Annotated in this window: 26 protein-coding genes; all 26 read right to left on the bottom strand. The window is 37.7% G+C overall.

Features of this window, described 5'->3' with window-relative positions:
- Positions 1 to 77: 77 nt before the first annotated feature.
- The gene (gene rseP / locus MHI04_RS05280; protein ID WP_141903475.1) at positions 78 to 1,340 is read right to left on the bottom strand and encodes an RIP metalloprotease RseP; all 1,263 of its coding nucleotides are present in this window, start codon (positions 1,338 to 1,340) and stop codon (positions 78 to 80) included.
- Between the two features lie 46 nt (positions 1,341 to 1,386).
- Positions 1,387 to 2,532, bottom strand: a complete 1,146-nt coding sequence (gene dxr, locus MHI04_RS05275; protein ID WP_058843508.1) for a 1-deoxy-D-xylulose-5-phosphate reductoisomerase — start codon at positions 2,530 to 2,532, stop codon at positions 1,387 to 1,389.
- Between the two features lie 63 nt (positions 2,533 to 2,595).
- Complete coding sequence (locus MHI04_RS05270) at positions 2,596 to 3,396, bottom strand: phosphatidate cytidylyltransferase (protein ID WP_036124178.1); 801 nt, start codon at positions 3,394 to 3,396, stop codon at positions 2,596 to 2,598.
- Complete coding sequence (locus MHI04_RS05265) at positions 3,393 to 4,187, bottom strand: isoprenyl transferase (RefSeq protein WP_036124181.1); 795 nt, start codon at positions 4,185 to 4,187, stop codon at positions 3,393 to 3,395. The genes MHI04_RS05270 and MHI04_RS05265 overlap by 4 nt, the downstream gene beginning before the upstream one ends.
- 311 nt (positions 4,188 to 4,498) lie before the next feature.
- Positions 4,499 to 5,056 carry a ribosome recycling factor gene (gene frr, locus MHI04_RS05260; protein WP_036124184.1) on the bottom strand — a complete coding sequence of 186 codons (558 nt, stop codon included), beginning with the start codon at positions 5,054 to 5,056 and terminating at the stop codon, positions 4,499 to 4,501.
- Positions 5,056 to 5,781, bottom strand: a complete 726-nt coding sequence (gene pyrH, locus MHI04_RS05255) for a UMP kinase (RefSeq protein WP_036124188.1) — start codon at positions 5,779 to 5,781, stop codon at positions 5,056 to 5,058. Before pyrH ends, frr begins: the two co-directional genes overlap by 1 nt.
- Positions 5,782 to 5,994: 213 nt before the next feature.
- On the bottom strand, positions 5,995 to 6,882 hold the full coding sequence (tsf, locus tag MHI04_RS05250; protein WP_036124190.1) for a translation elongation factor Ts: 888 nt from the start codon (positions 6,880 to 6,882) through the stop codon (positions 5,995 to 5,997).
- A gap of 99 nt (positions 6,883 to 6,981) precedes the next feature.
- A complete protein-coding gene (gene rpsB, locus MHI04_RS05245; RefSeq protein ID WP_004269262.1) occupies positions 6,982 to 7,701 on the bottom strand; it encodes a 30S ribosomal protein S2 in 720 nt (239 codons plus the stop codon).
- A 156-nt stretch (positions 7,702 to 7,857) separates the two neighbouring features.
- Positions 7,858 to 8,442 (bottom strand): hypothetical protein, encoded by a 585-nt coding sequence (locus MHI04_RS05240; RefSeq protein WP_342535385.1) that lies wholly within the window; start codon positions 8,440 to 8,442, stop codon positions 7,858 to 7,860.
- Positions 8,443 to 8,451: 9 nt separating this feature from the next.
- Positions 8,452 to 8,760, bottom strand: coding sequence for a hypothetical protein (locus tag MHI04_RS05235; RefSeq protein ID WP_036124197.1), 309 nt, complete (start codon positions 8,758 to 8,760; stop codon positions 8,452 to 8,454).
- A 23-nt stretch (positions 8,761 to 8,783) separates the two neighbouring features.
- Positions 8,784 to 9,554, bottom strand: coding sequence for a FliA/WhiG family RNA polymerase sigma factor (locus tag MHI04_RS05230; RefSeq protein WP_036124200.1), 771 nt, complete (start codon positions 9,552 to 9,554; stop codon positions 8,784 to 8,786).
- Positions 9,555 to 10,228: 674 nt separating this feature from the next.
- Positions 10,229 to 10,600: a hypothetical protein gene (locus MHI04_RS05225; protein ID WP_036124203.1), complete on the bottom strand. Its 372-nt coding sequence runs from the start codon at positions 10,598 to 10,600 to the stop codon at positions 10,229 to 10,231.
- Positions 10,600 to 11,103: a chemotaxis protein CheD gene (locus MHI04_RS05220; protein WP_036124234.1), complete on the bottom strand. Its 504-nt coding sequence runs from the start codon at positions 11,101 to 11,103 to the stop codon at positions 10,600 to 10,602. Before MHI04_RS05220 ends, MHI04_RS05225 begins: the two co-directional genes overlap by 1 nt.
- 2 nt (positions 11,104 to 11,105) lie before the next feature.
- Positions 11,106 to 11,738, bottom strand: coding sequence for a chemotaxis protein CheC (locus MHI04_RS05215; RefSeq protein WP_036124206.1), 633 nt, complete (start codon positions 11,736 to 11,738; stop codon positions 11,106 to 11,108).
- Positions 11,739 to 11,747: 9 nt separating this feature from the next.
- Entirely contained in the window at positions 11,748 to 12,194 is a 447-nt protein-coding gene (locus tag MHI04_RS05210) for a chemotaxis protein CheW (protein ID WP_036124209.1), read from the bottom strand.
- Positions 12,195 to 12,221: 27 nt separating this feature from the next.
- Positions 12,222 to 14,285, bottom strand: a complete 2,064-nt coding sequence (locus tag MHI04_RS05205; protein WP_271912517.1) for a chemotaxis protein CheA — start codon at positions 14,283 to 14,285, stop codon at positions 12,222 to 12,224.
- A 15-nt stretch (positions 14,286 to 14,300) separates the two neighbouring features.
- Positions 14,301 to 15,455, bottom strand: coding sequence for a chemotaxis response regulator protein-glutamate methylesterase (locus MHI04_RS05200; protein WP_082673691.1), 1,155 nt, complete (start codon positions 15,453 to 15,455; stop codon positions 14,301 to 14,303).
- Positions 15,456 to 16,331 carry a MinD/ParA family protein gene (locus tag MHI04_RS05195; RefSeq protein ID WP_058843507.1) on the bottom strand — a complete coding sequence of 292 codons (876 nt, stop codon included), beginning with the start codon at positions 16,329 to 16,331 and terminating at the stop codon, positions 15,456 to 15,458.
- A complete protein-coding gene (gene flhF / locus MHI04_RS05190) occupies positions 16,328 to 17,518 on the bottom strand; it encodes a flagellar biosynthesis protein FlhF (RefSeq protein ID WP_058843506.1) in 1,191 nt (396 codons plus the stop codon). The genes MHI04_RS05195 and flhF overlap by 4 nt, the downstream gene beginning before the upstream one ends.
- Positions 17,515 to 19,548, bottom strand: coding sequence for a flagellar biosynthesis protein FlhA (gene flhA / locus MHI04_RS05185; protein ID WP_036124222.1), 2,034 nt, complete (start codon positions 19,546 to 19,548; stop codon positions 17,515 to 17,517). Before flhA ends, flhF begins: the two co-directional genes overlap by 4 nt.
- A gap of 24 nt (positions 19,549 to 19,572) precedes the next feature.
- The gene (flhB, locus tag MHI04_RS05180) at positions 19,573 to 20,661 is read right to left on the bottom strand and encodes a flagellar biosynthesis protein FlhB (protein ID WP_036124225.1); all 1,089 of its coding nucleotides are present in this window, start codon (positions 20,659 to 20,661) and stop codon (positions 19,573 to 19,575) included.
- Between the two features lies 1 nt (position 20,662).
- Entirely contained in the window at positions 20,663 to 21,436 is a 774-nt protein-coding gene (gene fliR, locus MHI04_RS05175) for a flagellar biosynthetic protein FliR (RefSeq protein WP_141903467.1), read from the bottom strand.
- Between the two features lie 4 nt (positions 21,437 to 21,440).
- Positions 21,441 to 21,710 carry a flagellar biosynthesis protein FliQ gene (fliQ, locus tag MHI04_RS05170; RefSeq protein ID WP_036124229.1) on the bottom strand — a complete coding sequence of 90 codons (270 nt, stop codon included), beginning with the start codon at positions 21,708 to 21,710 and terminating at the stop codon, positions 21,441 to 21,443.
- A gap of 13 nt (positions 21,711 to 21,723) precedes the next feature.
- Complete coding sequence (gene fliP / locus MHI04_RS05165) at positions 21,724 to 22,389, bottom strand: flagellar type III secretion system pore protein FliP (protein ID WP_036124231.1); 666 nt, start codon at positions 22,387 to 22,389, stop codon at positions 21,724 to 21,726.
- On the bottom strand, positions 22,386 to 23,060 hold the full coding sequence (locus tag MHI04_RS05160; protein WP_230593865.1) for a flagellar biosynthetic protein FliO: 675 nt from the start codon (positions 23,058 to 23,060) through the stop codon (positions 22,386 to 22,388). The genes fliP and MHI04_RS05160 overlap by 4 nt, the downstream gene beginning before the upstream one ends.
- 10 nt (positions 23,061 to 23,070) lie before the next feature.
- The gene (locus tag MHI04_RS05155) at positions 23,071 to 23,433 is read right to left on the bottom strand and encodes a response regulator (protein ID WP_004269288.1); all 363 of its coding nucleotides are present in this window, start codon (positions 23,431 to 23,433) and stop codon (positions 23,071 to 23,073) included.
- Between the last annotated feature and the right edge of the window lie 3 nt (positions 23,434 to 23,436).

The following is a 23,436-nucleotide window of genomic DNA, read 5'->3' as shown; positions in this document are numbered from 1 at the left end:
ATTTAGCTTTGAGCGCAATGTTTCATAGTAATTGCGCTCAAAGCTAGAAAATGAAATTTCATTTAACTGTCATTGGTTTAAAAGAAGAATCGTTGAATATCGTTCCATGTCACGACAACCATTAAAATCATCAGTAGGACAATTCCTACGAAATGGACAATTCCCTCTTTTTGACGATCAATTGGTTTACCACGTAAAGCTTCAAAACCAAAGAATAATAAACGACCACCATCAAGTGCTGGTAATGGAAGTAGGTTCATAATTCCTAAGTTAATACTTAACATTGCGGCCCAATTCATTAAGTTCATAATACCATACTGGGCTACTTGCTCTGTTGCTTTATAAATGCCAACAGGTCCAGAAAGCGCATCTATTGTGAACTTACCAGTAATCAACATACCAAGAAGCTCAAATATTTTCATGGTCATATTATAGGTTTCTTGTGCTCCATAAACTACAGCTTTTAATGGATTAAATTCTCTCGGACTGTCATAGCGCACACCAATTTGACCATATTTTTCGCCATCCTGCTGGATTTCTTTCACAGTCATATTTAAGTTCATAGATTGTCCATCACGTTCCACAGTCACTGTAATTTCTTCGTTTGGATGATCTTGAACAATAGCGGCTAAATCCTGCCATTTTTCAACGGCTTGTCCGTCAATGGCTGTTACTCTATCTCCCGCAAGCATTCCTGCCTGTGCAGCTGGATCATTTTCTACTACTTCAGTGATAATCGGCTCGTATGTTGGGACACCGTGGATTAACCCAATTACCAAGTAAATCACAAACGCAAGAATAAAGTTAAACAAAGGACCTGCAAAGATTGTCATCGCACGTTGACCAACTGTTTTTGCATTAAATTGACGATCATGTGGTGCAATGACCAATTCACGACCATTTTCCACAAGAACACAATCTCTTGCTACGTCATAACGAACTAGACGTTCTTCTTCATCATAGCCTTCTACAAATAAATTCTTCTCTAAATCAGCACGCTCAACTTCTAAAAATAATAAATCTGGTAGCTGCTTATTACTTTGATTGAAAATAATTTTTTTCACAACATTATCTTCATCGACAATTAGCCCTATTCGATAGCCTGGCTGTAGTTCAGTGCCATCCATATCCTCGCCGGCCATACGAACATACCCACCGATAGGCAATAATCGAATAGTATACATTGTTTCTCCATGCGTTTTCCCATAAATTTTGGGACCCATTCCAATAGCAAATTCACGCACTAAAATACCTGCACGTTTAGCAAATAAGAAATGTCCAAGTTCATGGAAGAAGACGAGCATCCCAAATATTAAAATAAATGCAATGGCTGTTTGCATAATATCCCACCTTTAATAGCGATTAGTTAACGATACAGTACTTTCGTTATTTTACCATGTCTAACACTATTTTTCTTGTCTCACTGTCCACATGTAAAATCGTTTGTAAATCTGGTACTGCAATGTTTTGATGTGCATGCATTACTCGTTCAATCGTCTCATCAATTTCAAGGAATGTAATTTTCCCTTGTAAAAAGGCTGCAACTGCCGCTTCATTTGCTGCATTCATCGCTGTCAAAATGGTACCACCTGTACGACCAGCCTCATATGCTAAACGCAAAGCCGGATAACGCTCAAAGTCCATATCTTGAAAATGTAGTTGTCCAATTTGCGCTAAATTTAGTCGCTGACCATTATGTAATGGTATACGATCAGGATAGCTTAAAGCATATTGAATCGGTACGCGCATATCTGGCGTGCCTAGCTGAGCAATCACACTAGTATCATGATACTCAACAAGAGAGTGAATAATACTTTCTCTATGCAAAAGTACATCTATTTTATCATATGGCATATCAAATAAAACATGTGCTTCAATGACTTCTAATCCTTTATTCATCATTGTTGCGGAGTCTATCGTAATTTTTGCGCCCATAGACCAGTTCGGGTGATTCAATGCATCTGCGACCGTCACATGTTGTAATTGGTCACGTGTTTTATCACGGAAGCTACCACCTGAAGCTGTAATAATTAAACGCTCAATATTTTTGGGATTTTCGCCATTCATTGATTGGAAGATGGCTGAGTGCTCGCTATCAACAGGTAAAATCGTGGCCTTATGTTTTTTGGCTTCTGCCATGACTAAATGACCAGCTGTAACAAGTGTTTCCTTGTTAGCAATGGCAATCGTTTTGCCCATGCGAATAGCTGCTAATGTTGATTCCAGACCAACACTGCCTAGCACAGCATTGACGAGTACAGTTGAGTCTGGATGTGTAGCAACTTCTACAAGACCTTTCGCCCCAAATGTAAATTGGATTTCAGGATAATCTTTCGCAAGGTCTCGTGCATCCTCTTCTAGCTGCACAGAAACTAGCTCGGGTTTTAATGTTTCAATCATTTCTCGTGTTTTCTCAATGTTTTTCCCTGAAGAAAAAGCCACTAATTGAAACGCATCACGTTGTTCTTTTAAAATATCGTAGGTTTGCCAACCGATTGAACCCGTTGCACCTAATAAACTAATTTTTTTCACAACAAATTGTCCCCTTTTTCTATCTAAGCAAATGATTTAGCAAGATGTCTTTTAATATACAGATTAATTACCAAACAAATGTAAAAAATGAAGGAGAGGCACGACAAATAATAGACTATCGAAGCGATCTAAAATTCCGCCATGCCCTGGTAAAATATTGCCCGAATCTTTTACATCAAAATGACGTTTGATAGCTGATTCTACCAAATCTCCCATTTGTCCAATAATAGAGGCAAAAATCGTGACAAAAACAAGTGATATATAACCATTTGCAAATGGGTAAATGAGTTGCATACCAACTGCAAAAATAACCGCAATGACAATTCCGCCTAGAAAACCTTCAATCGTTTTCTTCGGTGAGATTTCAGGCCATAACTTATTCTTTCCTAATTTTCTTCCTACAAAATAGGCACCTGAATCTGTTGTCCAAACAACTAATAGACAATAGACAACATACTCTAATCCAACATTTCTTGTTTCAATTAAATAATGGAATCCTAACCCCACATAAAATGCACCCAATAAAATAAAGCCCACTTCGTCAAAGGTTATTTTATTTTTTACAAGGACCACGTAAATCAGCAGTAACATCATTAGACCATAAACAACCATTAAATTGGATGAATAGCCTATTGTCTCTACAACTTTTTCACTCCAATCTTTCGGTATAACAAGTAATACTAATGTTATTAACCCTAGAAAACCAGGCACAGAAAAAATGGAAATCCCTTTCATTTTTAAGATTTCATAAAAACCGACAATAGCCATTGCAAGCACAAGTATGGTAAATGGTACTTTGCCATAAATAACGAACGGAATAAAAAGTGCTGCTGCAATTATTGCCGTGATAATTCGTTGTTTCAAGTTGTTTCTTCTCCCTTCAACCCACCGTAACGGCGATTACGCTTCTGATAATTTTCCACCGCTTCCAGTAAGCTTTCCTCACTAAAATCTGGCCACAATGTATCTGTAAACCAAAATTCTGTATAGGCGAGCTGCCATAACATAAAGTTACTTAATCGTACTTCACCACTTGTACGAATTAGAAGATCTGGTTCAGGCAAATGGGCCGTCATTAAATGAGACGTTAAGCATTCTTCTGTTATGTCTTGCATCGTTAATTGACCGTCCTGCACTTTTTGCAGCATCGTTTTCATGGCATTGACCATTTCAGAACGACTCCCATAGTTCAGCGCAAAATTTAAGACAAGCCCTGTATTATGCTTTGTTTCTTCCATTGCCTCATACAACGCCTTTTGCGTATGAGCAGGTAATAAGGATGGATCGCCAATCATTTCGACACGTACATTACGCTGCATCATTTCTGGTAAGAAAGAACCTAAAAATTCAACAGGTAGACGCATAAGAAAATCAACCTCTGGTTTTGGTCGCTTCCAATTTTCTGTGGAAAATGCATATACGGTTAAAACTTTAATTCCTAAATCCGACGCAAACCTAGTTACTTTACGTACGGTCTTCATTCCTTCATGATGACCAGCAACTCGTGGCATAGCACGTTTTTTCGCCCAACGTCCATTTCCGTCCATAATAATCGCTACATGGGCAGGAATCGGCTCGCTTTTAGTTAGGGCCACACGCTCCTCCAATGATAGTGTATCCATATTTATTTGTTTTCCTAATAGCTTTTTAAACATGCTAACTCCCCCACTACAACTAATCGGACGTATACTAACCTATCATAACAAACAAAAGCGCTTTTTGTCTTTTTTTTCCCTCTAAATTGACTATGTATGTACTAGCTTATTTTAGAACTATACACATAATAAAGAATAAGTTTGTTAGAAAATCGATGATGTTGTTATTAATGATCTTTTCGCATTTCATGTATGCTCTTTATATGACAAAGCAATTGATTATGAACAATAAAGCGAAAAGACGTCCTGTTATGTATAGGACGCCTTCATCTCATCAAAAAGTTCCATCATAGACATGTAAAACGTCTTGTTTACACCTCTAAAATTTCTTTTTCTTTATCTTTCGCTACTTGATCTACTTTCACAATGAATTCATCTGTTAATTTTTGAATATCGTCACCATAGCCACGTAGATCGTCTTCTGTGATTTCGCCAGCTTTTTCAAGTTTTTTCAAATCATCGTTTGCATCGCGACGAACGTTACGTACAGCAATTTTTGCGTCTTCTGCTTCTTTTTTCACTTGCTTTACTAGATCCTTACGACGATCTTCTGTTAGCGCTGGAATCATTAAACGAATGATCGAACCATCATTTGTTGGTGTAATCCCGATATCTGATTTCATAATTGCTTTTTCAATATCACCTAAAATTGTTTTATCGTAAGGTGTAATGACTAGTAAGCGAGCTTCTGGTACAGAAACACCTGCAAGTTGGTTAATTGGTGTTGGTGCCCCATAGTAGTCTACCATGATACGATCCAATAAAGATGCGTTCGCACGACCCGCACGAATAGATGATAGTTCACGTGAGAAAGCTGTGATTGTTTTGTTCATTTTTTCTTTTGCTTGTTCTAAGACTTGTTTAGCCATTATACGTTCCTCCTAACAACTGTTCCGATTTTTTCGCCTTGTACAGCACGTTTAATGTTACCTGGCTCCGTAATTGAGAAAACAATTAGCGGGATATCGTTATCCATACATAAAGTGGAAGCCGTTGAATCCATTACTTGTAAGCCTTGTTGGATAACTTCTAAGTATGTGAGTGTATCATATTTAATGGCTGTTTCATCCACTTTTGGATCTGCCGAATAAACGCCATCGACATTATTTTTAGCCATTAAAATCGCATCTGCGTCAATTTCTGCTGCGCGTAATGCGGCAGTAGTATCAGTAGAGAAGAACGGATTACCTGTCCCTGCTGCAAAGATAACGACACGTTTTTTCTCTAGATGTCTAACTGCTTTACGACGAATGTATGGCTCCGCTACTTGAGTCATCACAATAGAAGATTGAACGCGTGTTTCAATACCTAATTTTTCAAGAGCATCTTGTAAAGCTAGTGAGTTCATAACGGTTGCTAACATGCCCATATAATCGGCTGCAGCACGATCCATTCCCATTTCACTACCTATTTTACCACGCCATATATTACCGCCACCTACAACAACAGCAACTTCTACATCAAGATCTACTACTTCTTTTACTTCTTCTGCAACAGACTTGATTATTTTTGGTGATAAACCGAAGCCCGCTTCTCCAGCTAACGCTTCACCACTTAGTTTAATAACTACTCGTTTATATTGCGGTACACTCATTGTAAACCTCCGTAAGACTTTATTTAAAACCTTTCTATTCCCTTTTCCATTATAGTATATCTAACAATAATTGCTAGTTGTGAATAAGGCAGAATAGAAAATTATATCCGTTTTTCGTTCATTTCGGAAAAATAGGGAACACGCTATGTTGTGTTCCCCATTTTAGTCTAGATAATCTAGATATTATTTGATTAGAATCAAATGCAAGCGAAATTAGTTACCTTTAACTTGGCTCATTACTTCTTCTGCAAAGTTATCTTCACGTTTTTCGATACCTTCACCAACAGCGTAACGTACAAAGCCGTTTACTGAACCACCAGTTGAAGCTACGAAATCACGTACTTTTTGATCTGAGTTTTTAACAAATGTTTGATCAAGCAAGCAAACGTCTTCGAAATATTTACCAAGACGGCCTTCAACCATTTTCGCAACGATGTTTTCTGGTTTACCTTCGTTAAGAGCTTGCTCTGTTAATACTTTACGCTCACGTTCAACTTCTTCAGCAGAAACTTCATCGCGAGAAACATATGTTGGGTTGATTGCTGCAATGTGCATCGCAACATCTTTAGCTGCTGCTGCATCAGTAGAACCTTCTAAAGTCACTAATACACCAATACGGCCGCCCATGTGTAAGTAAGCACCGAATGCATCTGCATCAGATTTTGATTTAATTTCGAAACGACGAAGTGTAATTTTTTCACCAATTGTTGCAACAGCTGTTGAAATTTGATCTTCAATTTTTACACCTTCAGCATTTGTAAGCTCTAAAGCGGCTTCAACTGAAGCTGGTTTAGCAGCAAGTAATTGCTCTGCTAAAGAAGAAACTAATACTTGGAATTTGTCGTTTTTCGCAACGAAGTCAGTTTCAGCGTTTACTTCCACGATAATCGCTTCGTTACCTTGTTCTAAAATGTAAGTTGTACCTTCTGCAGCGATACGGTCAGCTTTTTTAGCAGCTGACGAAAGACCTTTTTCACGTAGGAAGTCGATTGCAGCTTCTAGGTTACCATCAGTTTCTACTAACGCTTTTTTACAATCCATCATACCAGCGCCAGTTTTTTCGCGTAATTCTTTTACTAATTGTGCAGTAATGTTTGCCATTTAGTGTTTCCTCCTCAAATTGGTTGAACTATTTAATGATAGGTTCTAAAAAAGGTGATAAGGGTTTTGAGCCACTTATCACCTTTTTGTAAACGTGAATTACTCAGCAGCAGCTTCTACAGCTGGAGCTTCTTCTTCACCTTGTTTTGACTCGATTAAAGCGTCAGCCATTTTAGCAGTTAAAAGTTTAACAGCACGAATAGCATCATCGTTAGCAGGGATTACGTAGTCGATTTCATCTGGATCACAGTTAGTATCAACAATACCTACTAGAGGGATGTTTAATTTACGAGCTTCTGCAACAGCAATGCGCTCTTTACGTGGGTCAACCACGAACATTACGTCTGGAAGATCGTGCATATCACGGATACCGCCTAGGAATTTGATTAGACGTTCGTGTTCTTTTTTAAGTTGGATTACTTCTTTTTTAGGAAGAACTTCGAAAGTTCCTTCTTCTTCCATTTTTTCGATTTGTTTCATACGTGCAACACGTTTTTGAATTGTACCGAAGTTTGTAAGAGTACCACCTAACCAGCGTTGGTTGATGTAGTAGTTGCCTGAACGTTCAGCTTCATCTTTGATCGCTTCTTGTGCTTGTTTTTTCGTACCAACGAAAAGAACTTTACCACCGTCTTGACCAACTTGACGCATGAAGTCATAAGCTTCCTCTAATTTTTTAACCGTTTTTTGTAAGTCGATGATGTAGATCCCGTTACGTTCAACGAAGATATATTTCTTCATTTTTGGGTTCCAACGACGAGTTTGGTGACCGAAATGTACACCAGCTTCAAGTAATTGTTTCATAGAAATTACTGACATGTGAATTTCCTCCTAGTATGTTTGGTTTTTATCCTCCGCATTTATCATCTGCAACAAGCTACCCTAAGCTTAGAGCACCACTTACTACATCAAAATGCGTGTGTAGTAATAACACCATTTGCAACTATATCATAGCTTTGATTGATTCGCAACAATTTAGTGATGAAATTTCAGTAAAAGCTCGATTTCTGTTTTCCCCTTTTGCAGTTGTTTCGCTATCTCCTCTGCCGATTTTCCCTGCTTTGCTAATTCTAGCGCTTGCTGTTCCACCGTCAGCATTTTTTCTTTTTCAGGTAGACTTGCCATCTCCTCTTTTGGAGATGGCACTGCTTGTGCCTTTTTTGCACCAGTATGTTGCTGACGTGAATAAGCATTTGCTACAATTTTTTTAGGTACGTAGATACGAGAATCTTTATCTAAACTTAGCGAACTATCACTTTTAGTCCCTTGGGTTAAATCCGAAGACGACTGTTCCATTGGTGTCACACTTTGTTCTATTTGCTGCAAGCTACTCGCCGCTATTTCGGGCTGTTTGACATTTTGTAACTCTTTAATAAGACGGTCATTTTCATCTTTCATTTCTGCTAAATAAGCCGTAATCGTATCGTCCATTTCCCTCATTAAACGTTCTTGCTTCTTTTCTAAATCCTTAAATTTTGCTAGCTTTGTATTTAAAATAATAAGGAAGTAAAATGAAAGTAGCTGTAAAAAGAATAGTAACGCTATTAGTATGGTTGTCATTGTAAACTCCTATCCACTAAAATCCACGAAATTCCCTTTAAACGGATGTTGTGCCTGTTTTTCTTGTTGACCCTGCTTCTTTTTCTTCTTTTTATGAATACCTGTTAAATATTCGCCACCTGCATCCTCATCCTCACTAATTTCATCCATACCTTCTGTTGTATTGACAATTTTTTGCTTGCGCTCTACTTCTTTTTTTAATGCTTCATTTGCGTGTGCCTGTTGGGCTAATGCTTGTTGCTGTGCCTGATCTGCCATTTTCCCCGCTTCAAATGTTTTTGGAATAGCAATTTGTAATTCGACACCTTTTAAACTCATTGGAATCTCTCCCTCAAGGATATTTACGCATTAATCATTTCACTTGATAATAGCTTTCGTAGCTTTAATAGCGCTTTTGAATGAATCTGTGAAATACGTGATGTTGACAGTTCAAGCATTTCACCAATTTCAGTCAAAGTTAATTCCTCTGTGTAAAATAAACTAAGTACAAGCTGTTCTTTTTCATTGAGCTTTTGAATATTCTCAGCTAAGTCACCTAATAACTCCGATTTAATAACAGTTTGCTCAGGTGTTTTTGTCGTATCATCTCGGATGACAAATGACTTACCGTCCGCTTCCTCTTGATCCTGTTGCTCATTAATGGAAAGAACATTTGAAAAAAAATGCTCTTGCACTGTCTGATACACATCTTCAACAGATACTTCCATATGCTCCGCAAGTTCCTCAGGTGTTACATGACGCATATATTTTTGCTCTAATTGTTCAATTTGAGCATCTAATTTTTTGGCTTTTTCACGCGCTGAACGCGGTAACCAGTCTTCCTTACGTAAACCATCAATGATAGCGCCTCTTACTCTAAACGAAGCATATGTATCGAATTTTAAATCTCTGTTAATATCAAATTTATTTAATGCATCAAAAAGCCCTACCATGCCTAAACTCGTTAAATCGTCTCGTGATACGCTCTTTGGCAAACCCGCACCAATACGTTGGACATGGTAAGATACTAAAGAAATATATTTTTTTATAAGTAAATCACCAGCATCTGGATCACGCTCATGAATCCAGCGATTCCATAGTTTTTGCTCATCGTTCAGAATTGGTTGTGTCATGAAATCCACCTCTCTAAAAACGCTTTACGCGCCCGTTTGCCACTGACTATTTGCGCTCATAAAATTAATCATTCAACAGGATTTTTCGGTTAATCTTTGTAAAAAATCCACATTAAAGCTAATCTAGACGTGAGCTTCGAATAGTTAAAAACTCGATAAGCAGTTGCCATCTTTCCTATATTATAACAAGAATCGACTATAATTTCATTTGTTTCTCTTACTCTCTAATATATTCCTTAATTTTTTAATCTCATAGAAAAACTGTACCCTTGTTATGATGAACAGTTGGATACAGTTCTAAAATTTGTCTACAGAATTAAACTTATAATTTAGGACGCTATTTAATTCGATGCTAAGGTGCATCATAACTATGACATTGAACAAAAAGGTTATAATACCTACATTGCATCCACAATGTACCAATTGTCGTTTCAAAAACGTGCTATAATTTTTCCATTGAATATTGAGATCTACGAGCGATTGCTTCAGCCCATTACTAATACCATGTTCGCCCTTCCCCTCCTTTTGACCATTTTTGCTTATCTGCTTCATTAAGCGGTGGTTTTCCTCCTGTAATAAAGTGCGCTAATAAGCTAGCCTGAGCTTTTGAGTTTCTCGTATAATAAAGCCTTCAAATGCCCAATAAAAAAAGAGCCGCTATTCGCGACTCATTTTTACGCATTCACTTGTTGCTCTTCTTCTCGATTCATCATCGTTCGTACTACTTGAGCAATTTCCTCGGAATTTTCATCTTGAAATTCAACCGTTGAATTAACTGCTGGAGCTTCTTGCTTTGCGCCATCAGTAGCATCAAGTTCATGATCTGTTAGACCATCTTCATCCACTTCTTCATTAGCCTCTGGCGTAAACATGATGTAAGCAATTAAAAAACGTACTATATACATAGCGATAAAGACGATAATTGCTACAACAAAAGCGCTGATGATGATGCGAAGGGGAGTAGATGGTTTTTGAAATGTACTGAAAAAATAAATTGAAAAAGCAATTAATGCTCCCCATAGATTGTAAAAAATAGAACCAAACATTAGATTTCGCTCACTCCTTGGTTAACTGTTCGAATATGTAATATCGACGTTGCAGGATTAAATTCAATCGTTCTACCACTATTTCCACCAGTATCCTCGGCCACTAAAGGTACTCCATGTCTCTTTAACTCATGTTTAACTGCTTCTACATTGCGGGGACCGATACGCATCGTATCTTTGTCAGATGTAAATTGAAACATCTGCGCCCCCCCTGCAATTTTTGCCTTTAGTTTAAATTTTTGAACGCCTTCTAATTTTAATAAATCTATCATTGCTGCAATACCTGAATCTGCAAATTTTGCCACATTGATTGACTCAGCTCTACCTAAGCTTGAATCTGGTAACATCACATGGATTAAACCAGCAATTTTTTTTGACTCATCATATAAAATAACGCCCACACAAGAACCAAGACCAGAAGTTCGAATGGTGTTAGGTAACTTTACTACATCCATTTGTGCAATTCCCACTTTAATTACTTGTCCACTACTGCTGCTTAACATCATCATGAAACTCCTAATGCTTTAAAAATTGCATCGAATGAGTCGGGATCGGGAAGCAGGAAGAAATGACCTCTCACCGTTTCGTGGTCTTCTACACCTTCTTCAAAAATGGATGTATTTATCACAATAACATTATCACTTACATGTGATAATTCGATTAAACCAATACTGATAATAGCGCCAAACATATCTACACTTAGACCAGGTACTGTTGGGTAAATTTTCAAATTGGTAAAGTCCGATAAGGCAGATAAATAGGAGCCCGATAAAATATTGCCCATTTCTTGCATAGCTGATAAGCCTAGCTCTGAAACTGGTTGCTTTTTAAAGTCAAATGTATCATCAAAAATAAGACGACGGATAAAGCGATTTGCTTGCTCGATAGGTAAAATAAAGAACATACTTCCTTCAGCATCTCCTTCAATACGAAGGTAAATACCAACTACAACGTTTTCAGATCCGCCAGCCAGTTCCATCATTTCGTTAAAGGACACCATTTCTACCTTTGGAACGCGCATATCAATTTTTTTCCCAAGTAAATTGGAAAGTGCTGTCGCGGCATGCGCAGCACCAATATTTCCAATTTCCTTTAATACATCTAAATGTAGCGATGTAATCTTTTGATTAAATGTCATTATCGATCCCTACTTTAGTGGATTTAATACTTTTTCTAAATGTAACAAGATTAATAATCGTTTCTCTACTTTGGCAACACCTGAAATAAATTCTTCTTCAAGTGAGCCAACGACCTCTGGTTGCGGTTCAATTGCACTTGCTGGAATATCAATAACATCGTTCGCTGAATCTACAACAAAACCTACTTCCATATCTTCTAATGAAATAATGATAATGCGTGTTGTTTCTTCATGTTCAGAAACAGGTAGTTCAAAGCGTTCACGTAAATCGACTATTGGTGTAACAACACCTCGTAGATTGATTACACCTTTCACATATTTCACGGTTTTCGGTACACGCGTAATATGCATTAATTTTTCAATTCCTTGTACATGGGACACGGGAATTGCATATTCTTTATCTGCTAGCTGAAAGACAATTACTTTAATACTTTCTTGTTCCACTGCGTTTGTCATACTTTACACCTCTCTTATTCATTCACCTTATTTAATTAGTGCGTTGCAATCTACAATTAAGGCTACTTTACCATTACCTAAAATCGTTGCACCTGAAATGGCAAAGATATTTGTTAAGTAATTTCCTAATGACTTCAAGACAATCTCTTGTTGTCCAATGAAAGAATCCACTACTAGACCAGCAAGTTTTTCACCTTTGCGAACAATTACGACTGAATGGAATTCTTCATCTTGTGACTCTTTACGAGGAACCTCAAAAATTTCCTCTAAGAATACCAATGGAACAACCTTGCCACGGAAGTCGATTACTTTTTGATTATGCGCATTCATAATCTCTGATGAACGGATAATAGATGTTTCAATAATAGAAGATAGTGGAATTGCATAAATTTCTTTTTCAATCTCCACCAGCATGACTGAAATAATCGATAATGTCAGTGGTAATTGAATCGAGAAGATAGATCCAACATCCTGTGTAGATTCAATTGAAATATTACCACCAAGTGATTCAATCGTTGTTTTCACAACATCTAAACCTACCCCACGACCAGAAACATCAGAAATGACATCGGCAGTTGAGAAGCCTGAAGCTAAAATAAGCTCATTAATCTGTTTATCAGACATTGAATATGATTGTTCTTGTGTCACAATGCCTTTTGAAATAGCTTTCGCTAGTACTTTTTCACGATTAATGCCCGCGCCGTCATCTTCAATTTCAATAAAGACATAGTTTCCACTATGATACGCACGTAGGACAACTGTTCCTTCTTCTGGCTTACCTTTTGCACGACGAGCCGTCGGATTCTCAATCCCATGATCCACAGAATTACGGATTAAGTGAACTAGTGGATCCCCAATTTCATCTATAACCGTACGATCTAACTCGGTTTCTGCACCGATGATTTCTAGGTTGATCTTTTTATTTAAGTCACGCGATAGCTGACGAATCATTTTTGGGAATCGGTTGAATACTGTTTCCACTGGTACCATACGCATCGTTAAAATAATTGTTTGTAGATCACCCATCACACGACTCATGCGCTCTACTGTTTCATTTAACTCACCATGATTCACTTCTGTAGCGATCGATTGTAGTCGACCACGATCAATGACAAGCTCTTCAAACAAGTTCATTAAAATATCAAGACGTTCAATATTTACACGAATCGTTTTATTCCCTACAGGTGCATGAGCTTTATCAGCTTTAGCTGGTGCTGCTGCTTTGGCTGGTGCCGCAACAGGTTCAGCTTTCGCAGGCGTAGCTGCTGGTGTTGGTTCTACTTCTACCACTGCTGTTGCTGCTACTTCCTGATGGGCTTCATATTGTTTTTCACTAAATTTCTTCAGGTCAATTGTTGTCACAACGACTTCATCAACCTCTGAAACCTTCATTATTTTTTTCTGCATATCTTCGGCTGTTTCTTTTGTCACAAAAGCAACATAGAATTGTTGATCAAACTGTTCATCTTCAAGCTTTTCAACAGATGGACTGGACTTAATGACATCTCCATCTTTTTCTAAAATTTCAAACACCATAAATACACGCGCAGCCTTTAATAGGCAATCCTCACGTAATGTAACTGCAATTTCAAATGCATTGAAGCCTTGTTCAGATGATTGTGTAATAACTGTTTGTTCAAAGCTATCATATTCTAAAACACTTGCAACGACTGCCGGTGCCACTGTTGCTACCACTTCTGGTACTGCTTCCTCACCTAATTCAATGCGCTTCAGTTGAGCAACAGTTGATGAAACATCACGTTTACCATCTCCACCGTTCGCAATATCCATCACCATTTCTTCTAGATGATCAACAGATTCAAAGACAACATCTAGTATTTCAGGTGTGACATGGATTTTCTCATTACGAATAGCATCTAAAACATTCTCCATTTTATGTGTCAAATCCGCTAAATCTTCAAAGCCCATTGTGGCAGACATACCTTTTAACGTGTGGGCAGAGCGGAATATTTCCCCAACAATGGCCAAATCATCTGGATTCTTCTCTAATTCTAATAAATGTTCACTACATGCTTGTAAATGCTCTTTACTTTCTTCGATAAACATCTCTAAATATTGATTGACTTCCATAAGAGGACACCCCTTTTAAGGCAAATATTTCATTATTGTTTGTGCAATATCATCTACATCTGCAACTTCATCAACAAGTTGCGTTTCTACTGCTGCTTTTGGCATACCATATACAATGCAAGTTTCGGCTGATTCTGCAATAGCTATGACATTACCACTTTTTTTCAATGCTTTCAGTCCATTAGAACCATCATGGCCCATACCAGTCATAATGACTGCCACTTTATCAAAATCCTTATATTGACTAACATCTTCAAACATTACATCTACAGAAGGGCGATGGCCTGATCTCGGTGCTTCCTGATTATCAAGAACAATGCCAAAAGTCGTTCCTACTTTTCTCAGCTTTAAATGATAACCACCCGGTGCAATATAAGCTACTCCATTTTGCAATATATCGCCCTGTTCCGCTTCTTTTACAGCAATTTCACTTAGCTGATCCAGACGAGTAGCAAGTGATTTAGTAAATCCAGCTGGCATATGCTGAACAATTAATATAGGTGCTTGTATGGACTTAGGAATTTTAGTAATGACCTCCTGAAGTGCACGAGGTCCTCCGGTTGATGTACCAATTAACACCATTTTCTTTCCAACTTTACTCCATTCTACCAGTGGCTTTGATGTAGCTACATTGCTAGCAGCAACATTCATAAGAGTTGGTGTTCGTCCATGCTGTTGTGGCTCCTTTACTACGGTACTCGCTCTTGTCACTGGTTCTTGTTGTTTTTTACTACCAGAAGGTTTTTTCAGTTTGGAAATCGGCACCATTGCCGCCTGCTCTACTTTGTGAACAAGCTCATTTTGGATTTTATGTAAATCAAGAGAAATGGTTCCGCTTGGCTTTGCGACAAAATCTACTGCACCACTCTCAATTGCTGCTATTGCATTTTCTGTCCCACGTTGAGTGGTACTCGAGAGCATTATTACAGGAACTGGACATTGAATCATAATTTCTTTTAAAGCATCTAGCCCATTCATTTCAGGCATCTCAATATCCATTGTCACAACTGTTGGCTTCAACGACTGTATTTTTTTGATCGCATCTTTTCCATTTCGTGCCGTTCCAACTACTTCCACCTTAGAGTTGCCAACAAAAAAGTCACTAATTAGCTTTCTCATAAAAGCAGAATCATCCACAACTAATAGCTTGCTTTTATGTAAAAAGTCCAATTAATCACGCCCTTTCGAGAAAATACTTCTGAGTTTCGATAAAAATTTTTTAGCTGTTTGTTCATGTGCGTGTATTTCCTCTGCACGATGTTCCATAAAACGAACGACTATAAGTTGTAATGTCTTTGATATTAGTGCGTCTGGATAAGCAAGCGAGAATGGTACTTGCTCACGCACAGCCTTACGCACAACTGGATCTTCAGGTAATGAACCTAGAATGGTTATTTCTTTGTCTAAAAAACGTTTCATCGTTATTTTTAAACGTTCATTCGTTTCAATTCCTTCTTCTTTGCTAAAAGCACGGTTACAAAGAATGTAAAACTCCTTCTCTGGATCACGTACATGAATATATTTCATCATGGAGTACGCATCTGTTATAGAAGTAGGCTCCGCTGTTGAAATGACAATAATTTCATCAATGGATGTCAGTAAGTCTAATGACCAATTTGTCGCACCAGCCCCCATATCAAATAAAATATAATCATAGTTTTTTTGAAGCTGTTCAAAGGCATGAATCAATCGCTCAAACATACTTTGTGACCAATCTAGAACGCTCGTCATACCAGACCCACCTGAAATATACTTTAGATCATAAGGTCCTTCAAATATTACCTCATCTAGTAATTTATTTCCTTCTAAATAGTCTTTCAAACTATAAGAAGCATTTTTCCCAATTAAAATATGAATATTCCCCATCCCAATATCCATATCTACAATGGCAACTCTTTTTCCCTTTTGGGCCAAGGTTATAGCAAAATTCATGGTGAAGTTACTTTTACCTACTCCACCTTTGCCACTGACAACTGCGATGGCTCTACCTAGTTCGCCCTGCTGCCTCATCATTTTCAAGCGTAATGTTTCAGCTTGGTCTCTCATTTTTCTTCACCTTGAAAAAACAAATTAAGTACTGCTTCTAAATCAGCTTCCTCAATATCTTCTGGTACTTCTTGACCATTCGTATAGTAAGCAAGTCCTTTATTATATTTAATCATTAAATTGATCATTGTGCCAATAGAATTTGTTTCATCAATTTTTGTGAAAATGAATTTTTCAATTGGTAATTGCTTAAATTGGTCTACAATGTTCTCCATATCCTTTTCTTTCGTTGTCATAGCAAGGACTAAGTAAGACTCTGCTTGATCATCGAACTTAATGAGACGTTGGAGATCATCCACATACTTGACCTCTTTATAATTGCGACCTGCTGTATCAATAAACACCAAATCTAAATGGGATAAACTTTGGATTGCTTGCTCGAAATCGGTCGCATTATAAGCAATTTCAACTGGAGCCTGTAAAAGACCTGCATATGTTTTTAGCTGTTCTATGGCAGCAATTCGATACGTATCGGTCGTAATAAAGCCGACTTTTTTCTTTTTTTCTAACACAGCTCGCGCTGCCATTTTAGCAATCGTTGTAGTCTTTCCAACTCCTGTTGGGCCTAAAACATTTATATACTTTCTTTCATAGGACAATCCTCCGACAGGAAGGGCCTCTAGCTGCTTACGTAGTAAATTTTTCGTTATTAATTTACATTGTGAAAAATTTATTTCTGACGCTTCTTTGAAATGCATAAAAAGCTCATCACCTATCGTTGTGATGAGCTCTTCACTTAGCTCTTGCTGTCTTAAGTATTCAATGAAGGGGAAGAGTTCATCGGGATATTGAGCTTGGGTGGTCTTTTTATGCATCGATTGCATTAAAGATTTTAAATCTGCAATTTCCTTCCTCAATTCTTCAGAGATGCTAGTATCCTCATGCACTGCTGCAACATGTGGTGTTGGCTCTTGATGGACTTTTGCTTGAATAGCATTTGTAATCTCTTGTAACCTTGCATTTTCTTTTGTTTCTACAGGTAGTACAGCTGGTGCTGGAGCCACATAACTTGGCTCCATAACATCAACTCCCGCGACCACTTCAAAACTTTTCTTTTTAATCATACCGAAAAATTTCTTTGTGATGACTACTTTTGAATTTAAAATGACTGCGTCCTCACCTAATTCTGCCCGCACTTGCTTCATCGCCTCTGGTATGGATGATGCATAATATTTTTTCATTTTCATTGAACATTCACCACCCCAACACTTTGAATTTCAACTGAAGCATCCAGCTCATTATAAGAGAGAACTGGAATTTGAGGGAAATAACGCTCCGTCAATTGTCGTAAATACATACGAACTGCTGGAGAGCATAAAATGATAGCGGATTGCTCCATAAAGGAAACACGCTCTACTTCTGCTGCAATAGTCTCTAAAACGGTTTGAGAATCTTGAGGGTCCATTGCTAAATAATTTCCGTGATCCGTTTGTTGAATACTATCAGCAATCATTTTTTCTACTTTACCTGACACCGTAATCACCTTTAATGCTGAACTATCTCCAACATATTGTGCAGTAATTTGACGTGCTAATGCTTGACGGACATACTCCGTTAAAATATCTGTATCACTCGTTAATTTTGCATAGTCTGCTAATGTCTCAAAAATTATAGGTAAGTTACGTACAGACACATTTTCTCGAAGAAGCTTGCCAAGTACCTTTTGGATTTCTCCAGTAGACAAAGGAGTCGGTGTTAATTCTTCGACTAAAATAGGATGTGTTTCGCGTAAGTGATCGATTAACTGCTTCGTCTCTTGGCGTCCTAGTAACTCATGTGCATTTGCTCGAATGATTTCTGTTAAGTGTGTTGACACCACACTTGGTGGATCAACAACTGTGTAACCATACATTTCGGCATCTTCTTTCACTTGCTCCGTAATCCATTTCGCTGGTAGTCCAAATGATGGCTCCACAGTATCAATTCCTTCAATAGAGTCATCATCACCAGGGCTCATCGCTAAATAATGATCTAATAAGAGCTCGCCTCGTGCCATTTCATTCCCTTTTATTTTAATACGATATTCATTTGGTTGCAGCTGAATATTATCTCGAATACGAACAACTGGGATGACGATACCTAATTCTAATGCTAGCTGTCGTCGAATCATAATAACACGATCTAATAAATCCCCACCTTGTGTAGCATCTACTAAAGGTATTAATCCATAACCAAATTCAAATTCGATCGGGTCCACATTTAATAAATTCACAACATTTTCAGGGCTCTTCATGCCATCTGTTGCCACTTCTTCCTCAATTTCAAGTAATTCCTCTTCATCCTCTGGCTTCTTACGCCCCATCATATATGCTCCTGTAATGAGTGACGCACCAATTGGAATCGTTATCCAATCTGGAATTGGTGTAAATAATCCAAGTAAGATAATCGTTCCACCAGCTACATAAAGAAGCTTTGCCTGAGCAAATAATTGTCCTGTTATATCCTGGCCAAGACTTCCTTTTGAAGAGGCACGGGTTACAACAATCCCTGTAGCTGTTGAAATAAGTAAAGCCGGGATTTGGGATACAATACCATCTCCAACTGTTAGTTTAGAAAAATGAGTTGCTGCTTCTGCAAATGGAAGACCCATTTGCACTACCCCGATAATGATCCCAAATAATAGGTTGATAATAACCATTACCATTGAGGCAATGGCATCCCCTTTTACGAATTTTGTGGCACCATCCATCGCTCCATAGAAGTCTGCTTCTCCCGATACCTTTTCACGTCGTTCACGTGCTTCTTTTTCGGAAATGACCCCTGCATTTAAGTCAGCATCAATACTCATTTGTTTACCAGGCATTGCATCGAGTGTGAAACGTGCTGCTACTTCAGCTACACGCTCCGCGCCCTTTGTAATTACAATAAACTGAATTAACACTAGAATTAAGAAGACAACTAAACCAACAAGAACATTCCCGCCAACTACGAAATCACCAAAGGTTTCAACGACTGACCCTGCATCGCCATTTGCTAAAATAGCACGGGTTGTGGAAACACTTAGTCCTAATCGGAACAAGGTTAACAGTAAAATGACCGATGGGAAGATAGAAAAGTCCAATGCTTCCTTCATACTCATTGCTGTTAGCAGTACAATTAATCCTAATGTAATATTAATGACAATTAAGAAACTTAACATCCACGGAGGAAGAGGGATGATGAGCATCGCAACGATTAAAATAACCGCACCTAAAACCCCAATATCGCGAACTTTCATTTGTGTCCCTCCTACTTAAAAGCTTTAAATTTTTCGCTTAATACGGTAAACATAAGCGAGTATTTCTGCTACTGCCTTAAAAAATTCCTCTGGTACTTGATCACCAATTTCTACCTGATCATACATCGCACGTGCTAAAGGTCTATTTTCAACCATTATGACATCATGCTCTTTGGCAATCAGCTTAATTTTTTGGGCGACAAAGTCTGTCCCCTTCGCAACGATACGTGGGGCATCCATATTGTCCTCATCGTATTTGAGGGCAATCGCATAGTGAGTAGGGTTGGTGATAACAACATCTGCATTCGGCACCTCTGACATCATACGACGCATCGCCATTTCGCGTTGACGTTGTTTGATTTTGGATTTAATCAGCGGGTCACCCTCACTATTTTTATATTCATCTTTAATATCTTGCTTAGACATTTTAAGATTTTTTTCATACTCATGTTTTTGATACATCCAGTCCAGAACGGATACACAAAGTAAAACTAAAGATGCGGCTATACCCATTATGCCGACAAGCTTCCCTACTGTAATGAGCGTCATCCATGGACTTTTAAAAGATAAAGCCAAAACTTCTGGTAGGTTTGTCCAAATAATAATTGTTGTGACACTTCCTATAAAACCAATCTTTAAGACCGACTTCAGCAGTTCAACAATGGCCTTAACAGAAAATATTTTTTTTAACCCTTTAATAGGATCCATCTTTTTTAAATCAAATTTCATTGGTTCTAATGTAAATAAAAAGCCAAACTGCAGGAAATTACCCGCAAGAGCTCCAACAAAAGCAATCGCCATGATGGGCACAATAATAAAAGCCATCTGTATCAATGTTTCTGTAAATAAGCGCATCACACTATCAATCGTTAATTTTTCGATGCGTATGTTATGAATAAATGTTTGTCTAAAAAAAGCTAATAATTCATCACGCAAGGAGCCAGCAAAGAAAAATAAAAAGATAAATACCATAAGCATGACAATGGCACTAGAAATATCTTGACTCTTTACAACTTGCCCCTTTTTTCGAGCATCCTGACGTTTTTTAGGGGTTGCCTTTTCTGTTTTTTCACCTGCAAAAAACTGGATATCTAAACTTAGTAGTAGCTTCATATCATCCACCACCTAAAATGGCCATTAAATCCCGTATACCGTAGATCATAATCGTAATGAGCTTTTGAATAACTTGAATCATCACAGCCATCATTGTAAACATTACTAAAAAACTAACTCCGATTTTAATCGGAAAACCGACCACAAAAATATTTAATTGCGGTACTGTTTTTGCTGTTATTCCTAAAGCTAAATCGACTAAAAATAAGGTCGCCACAACAGGAGCAGCCATCTGAAATGCTATCGCGAAAACGGCTGTGAAAGTCGTCATAATAAATTTCGGTAAGCTTTCACTAGCAAAGCTTGGAAATTGATCCATCGGTAAAAATTGATAGCTATAGTAAATTCCATTCAGAATCATATGATGGCCATCAATCGCTAATAAAAAAAGAAGTGCTAGCATATTAAAGAACTGACCAATTAATGGGCTTTGCGCACCTGTTTGTGGATCAATAATATTGGCAATGGCAAATCCCATTTGAAAATCAATAAAGCTTCCTGCAATTTGTATTGCAGACATGATGATGTAGCCCATAAGACCAAGCAATAGTCCAACAAGTGCTTCTTTCATCACTAATAATATGTATTCATCATTGAAGACCAATGGCTCAACATCAATTGTATAGTACATCATCCAAGCTAATACCAGTGCGAGAGTAATTTTGACTTGTGGCGGAATGGTCCTATATGAAAAAAAGGGGACCGTAACAAAAAATGCTGAAACACGCACAAGTACTAATAAGAAAACCGTTAAATGTGGAATTAATTCATTCATGGACTCACCCTATATAACGTGTTAAATTCTCGAATATGTCTCTCGCATAGCTAGTAACTTGAGATAACATCCATGGGCCAAAGAATACGATGGCCACTAGGACAGCGACAATTTTGGGTACAAATGCTAATGTTTGCTCTTGTATCGAAGTTGTTGCTTGAAAGATACTTACCGCTAAACCAGTGATTAAAGCAACTAATAATAGCGGACCGCTTGTTAGAAGGATAATCATAATGGCACGTTCTGCTATGGAAATAACCAATTCACCTGTCATACTGTATCATCCCCTAAAAACTTTGTAGTAACGATTTCATGACTAGATACCAGCCATCGACCAGAACAAATAATAAGATTTTAAATGGCAAGGAAATCATTACTGGTGGTAACATCATCATCCCCATCGACATTAAAGTACTCGCAACAATCATATCGATGACAAGGAATGGTATAAAAATCATAAAACCAATTTGAAATGCTGTTTTTATTTCACTTAAAGCAAATGCTGGGACGAGCATTGTTAGTGGGATTTCCTCCACTGATGCTGGTTTTTCTGCTTGATTATAAGATAAAAATAATTCAAGGTCTTTTTGCCTTGTATGCTTACTCATAAACTCTTTAAATGGTGCACTAGCACGATCATATGCTTCTTCTAAACCAATCTCTTCAGCAAATAACGGCTGTAATGCCTCTTTATTCACCTCTTGAAAAGTTGGTGCCATAATAAAGAACGTTAAAAATAGTGCTAGACCAACAATCACTTGATTTGGTGGCATTTGCTGTGTCGCTAATGCCGTCCGCACAAAGGATAAGACAATGACAATTCTAGCGAAAGATGTCATTAATATTAAGATACTCGGTGCAAGAGATAAAACCGTTAGTAACAGTAGGAGCTTAACAGATGTAGAGACGTTGGTTGGATCGCTATTGGAAAAAACATTGATTAAATCATTCATTTATCATCCTTCTCCTTTTGCTTCCATCTCTCTATCTCATCACTACGCTCCTGTTTTATTTCAGATATCTTTTTTTCAAATAGTTTGCCAAATGAATCTTGCTTTTGTTCATTGTGCATACTCACTTGCTCTTTTTTCTTAAACTTAGAAAGTACTTCTGCAATATACGGTGATGTTGTTGCAAGTTCTTGCCTTTCGTTATAGAGTGCTAGCAATGCTTCAACTTCTTCAGGATCAGTAATTTCACGTAACAGTTGCACATCTTCTCCAACCCCTACTAAATACAATGATTTACCTACTTGTAAAAGCTGAACTGACTTTTGAGCACCTAACGATAAACCGCCTAAATTTTGTACCATTTGATTACGTTGGAAGTTTAAATTTCGTTTATTTAAAAACTTCATCAATCCATAAAATAAAGCTACAACAAAAATAAGCGCCAAAACCATTTTTATGTATTCCCATGCAGATATATCTCCAGCTGCTGATACATTTATTTCTTGTTTAGCAGCTGGATCGGTAGTATCTCCATTACAAGCTTCTGGGTTTTCAATGCAATCAGTGACACTATTCGTATCAGCATCCGCATAAACAGAAGTTGGTGTCGGGTACAAAAACAGGAAGGATACAAGAAATGCGAAAATCATCGTGAAACGAAATGATTTTAACATTCTCATACAATCATCCCAGTGCTTTTTGAATCGCTTCAATTACACGATCTGCTTGGAAAGGCTTCACGATAAAGTCTTTCGCGCCAGCTTGAATTGCATCGATTACCATTGCTTGTTGTCCCATGGCTGAACACATAATTACAGTTGCACTTGGATCTGTTCCCTTAATCGCTTTAAGAGCCGCAATACCGTCCATCTCAGGCATTGTGATATCCATTGTTACTAAATCGGGTTTTAATTCATTGTACTTTTCAACAGCCTGTAAGCCATCTGCTGCCTCTCCAACAACTTCAAATCCATTTTTTGATAAAATATCCTTGATCATCATGCGCATAAATGCAGCGTCGTCTACAATTAAAATTCTTTTAGACATGGT

The organism is Lysinibacillus sp. FSL K6-1151 (assembly GCF_038630755.1).
Taxonomy (GTDB): Bacteria; Bacillota; Bacilli; order Bacillales_A; family Planococcaceae; genus Lysinibacillus; species Lysinibacillus fusiformis_D.
The sequence above is the reverse complement of the archived record's forward strand: the minus strand, read 5'-3'. Positions and strand labels throughout refer to the sequence as shown.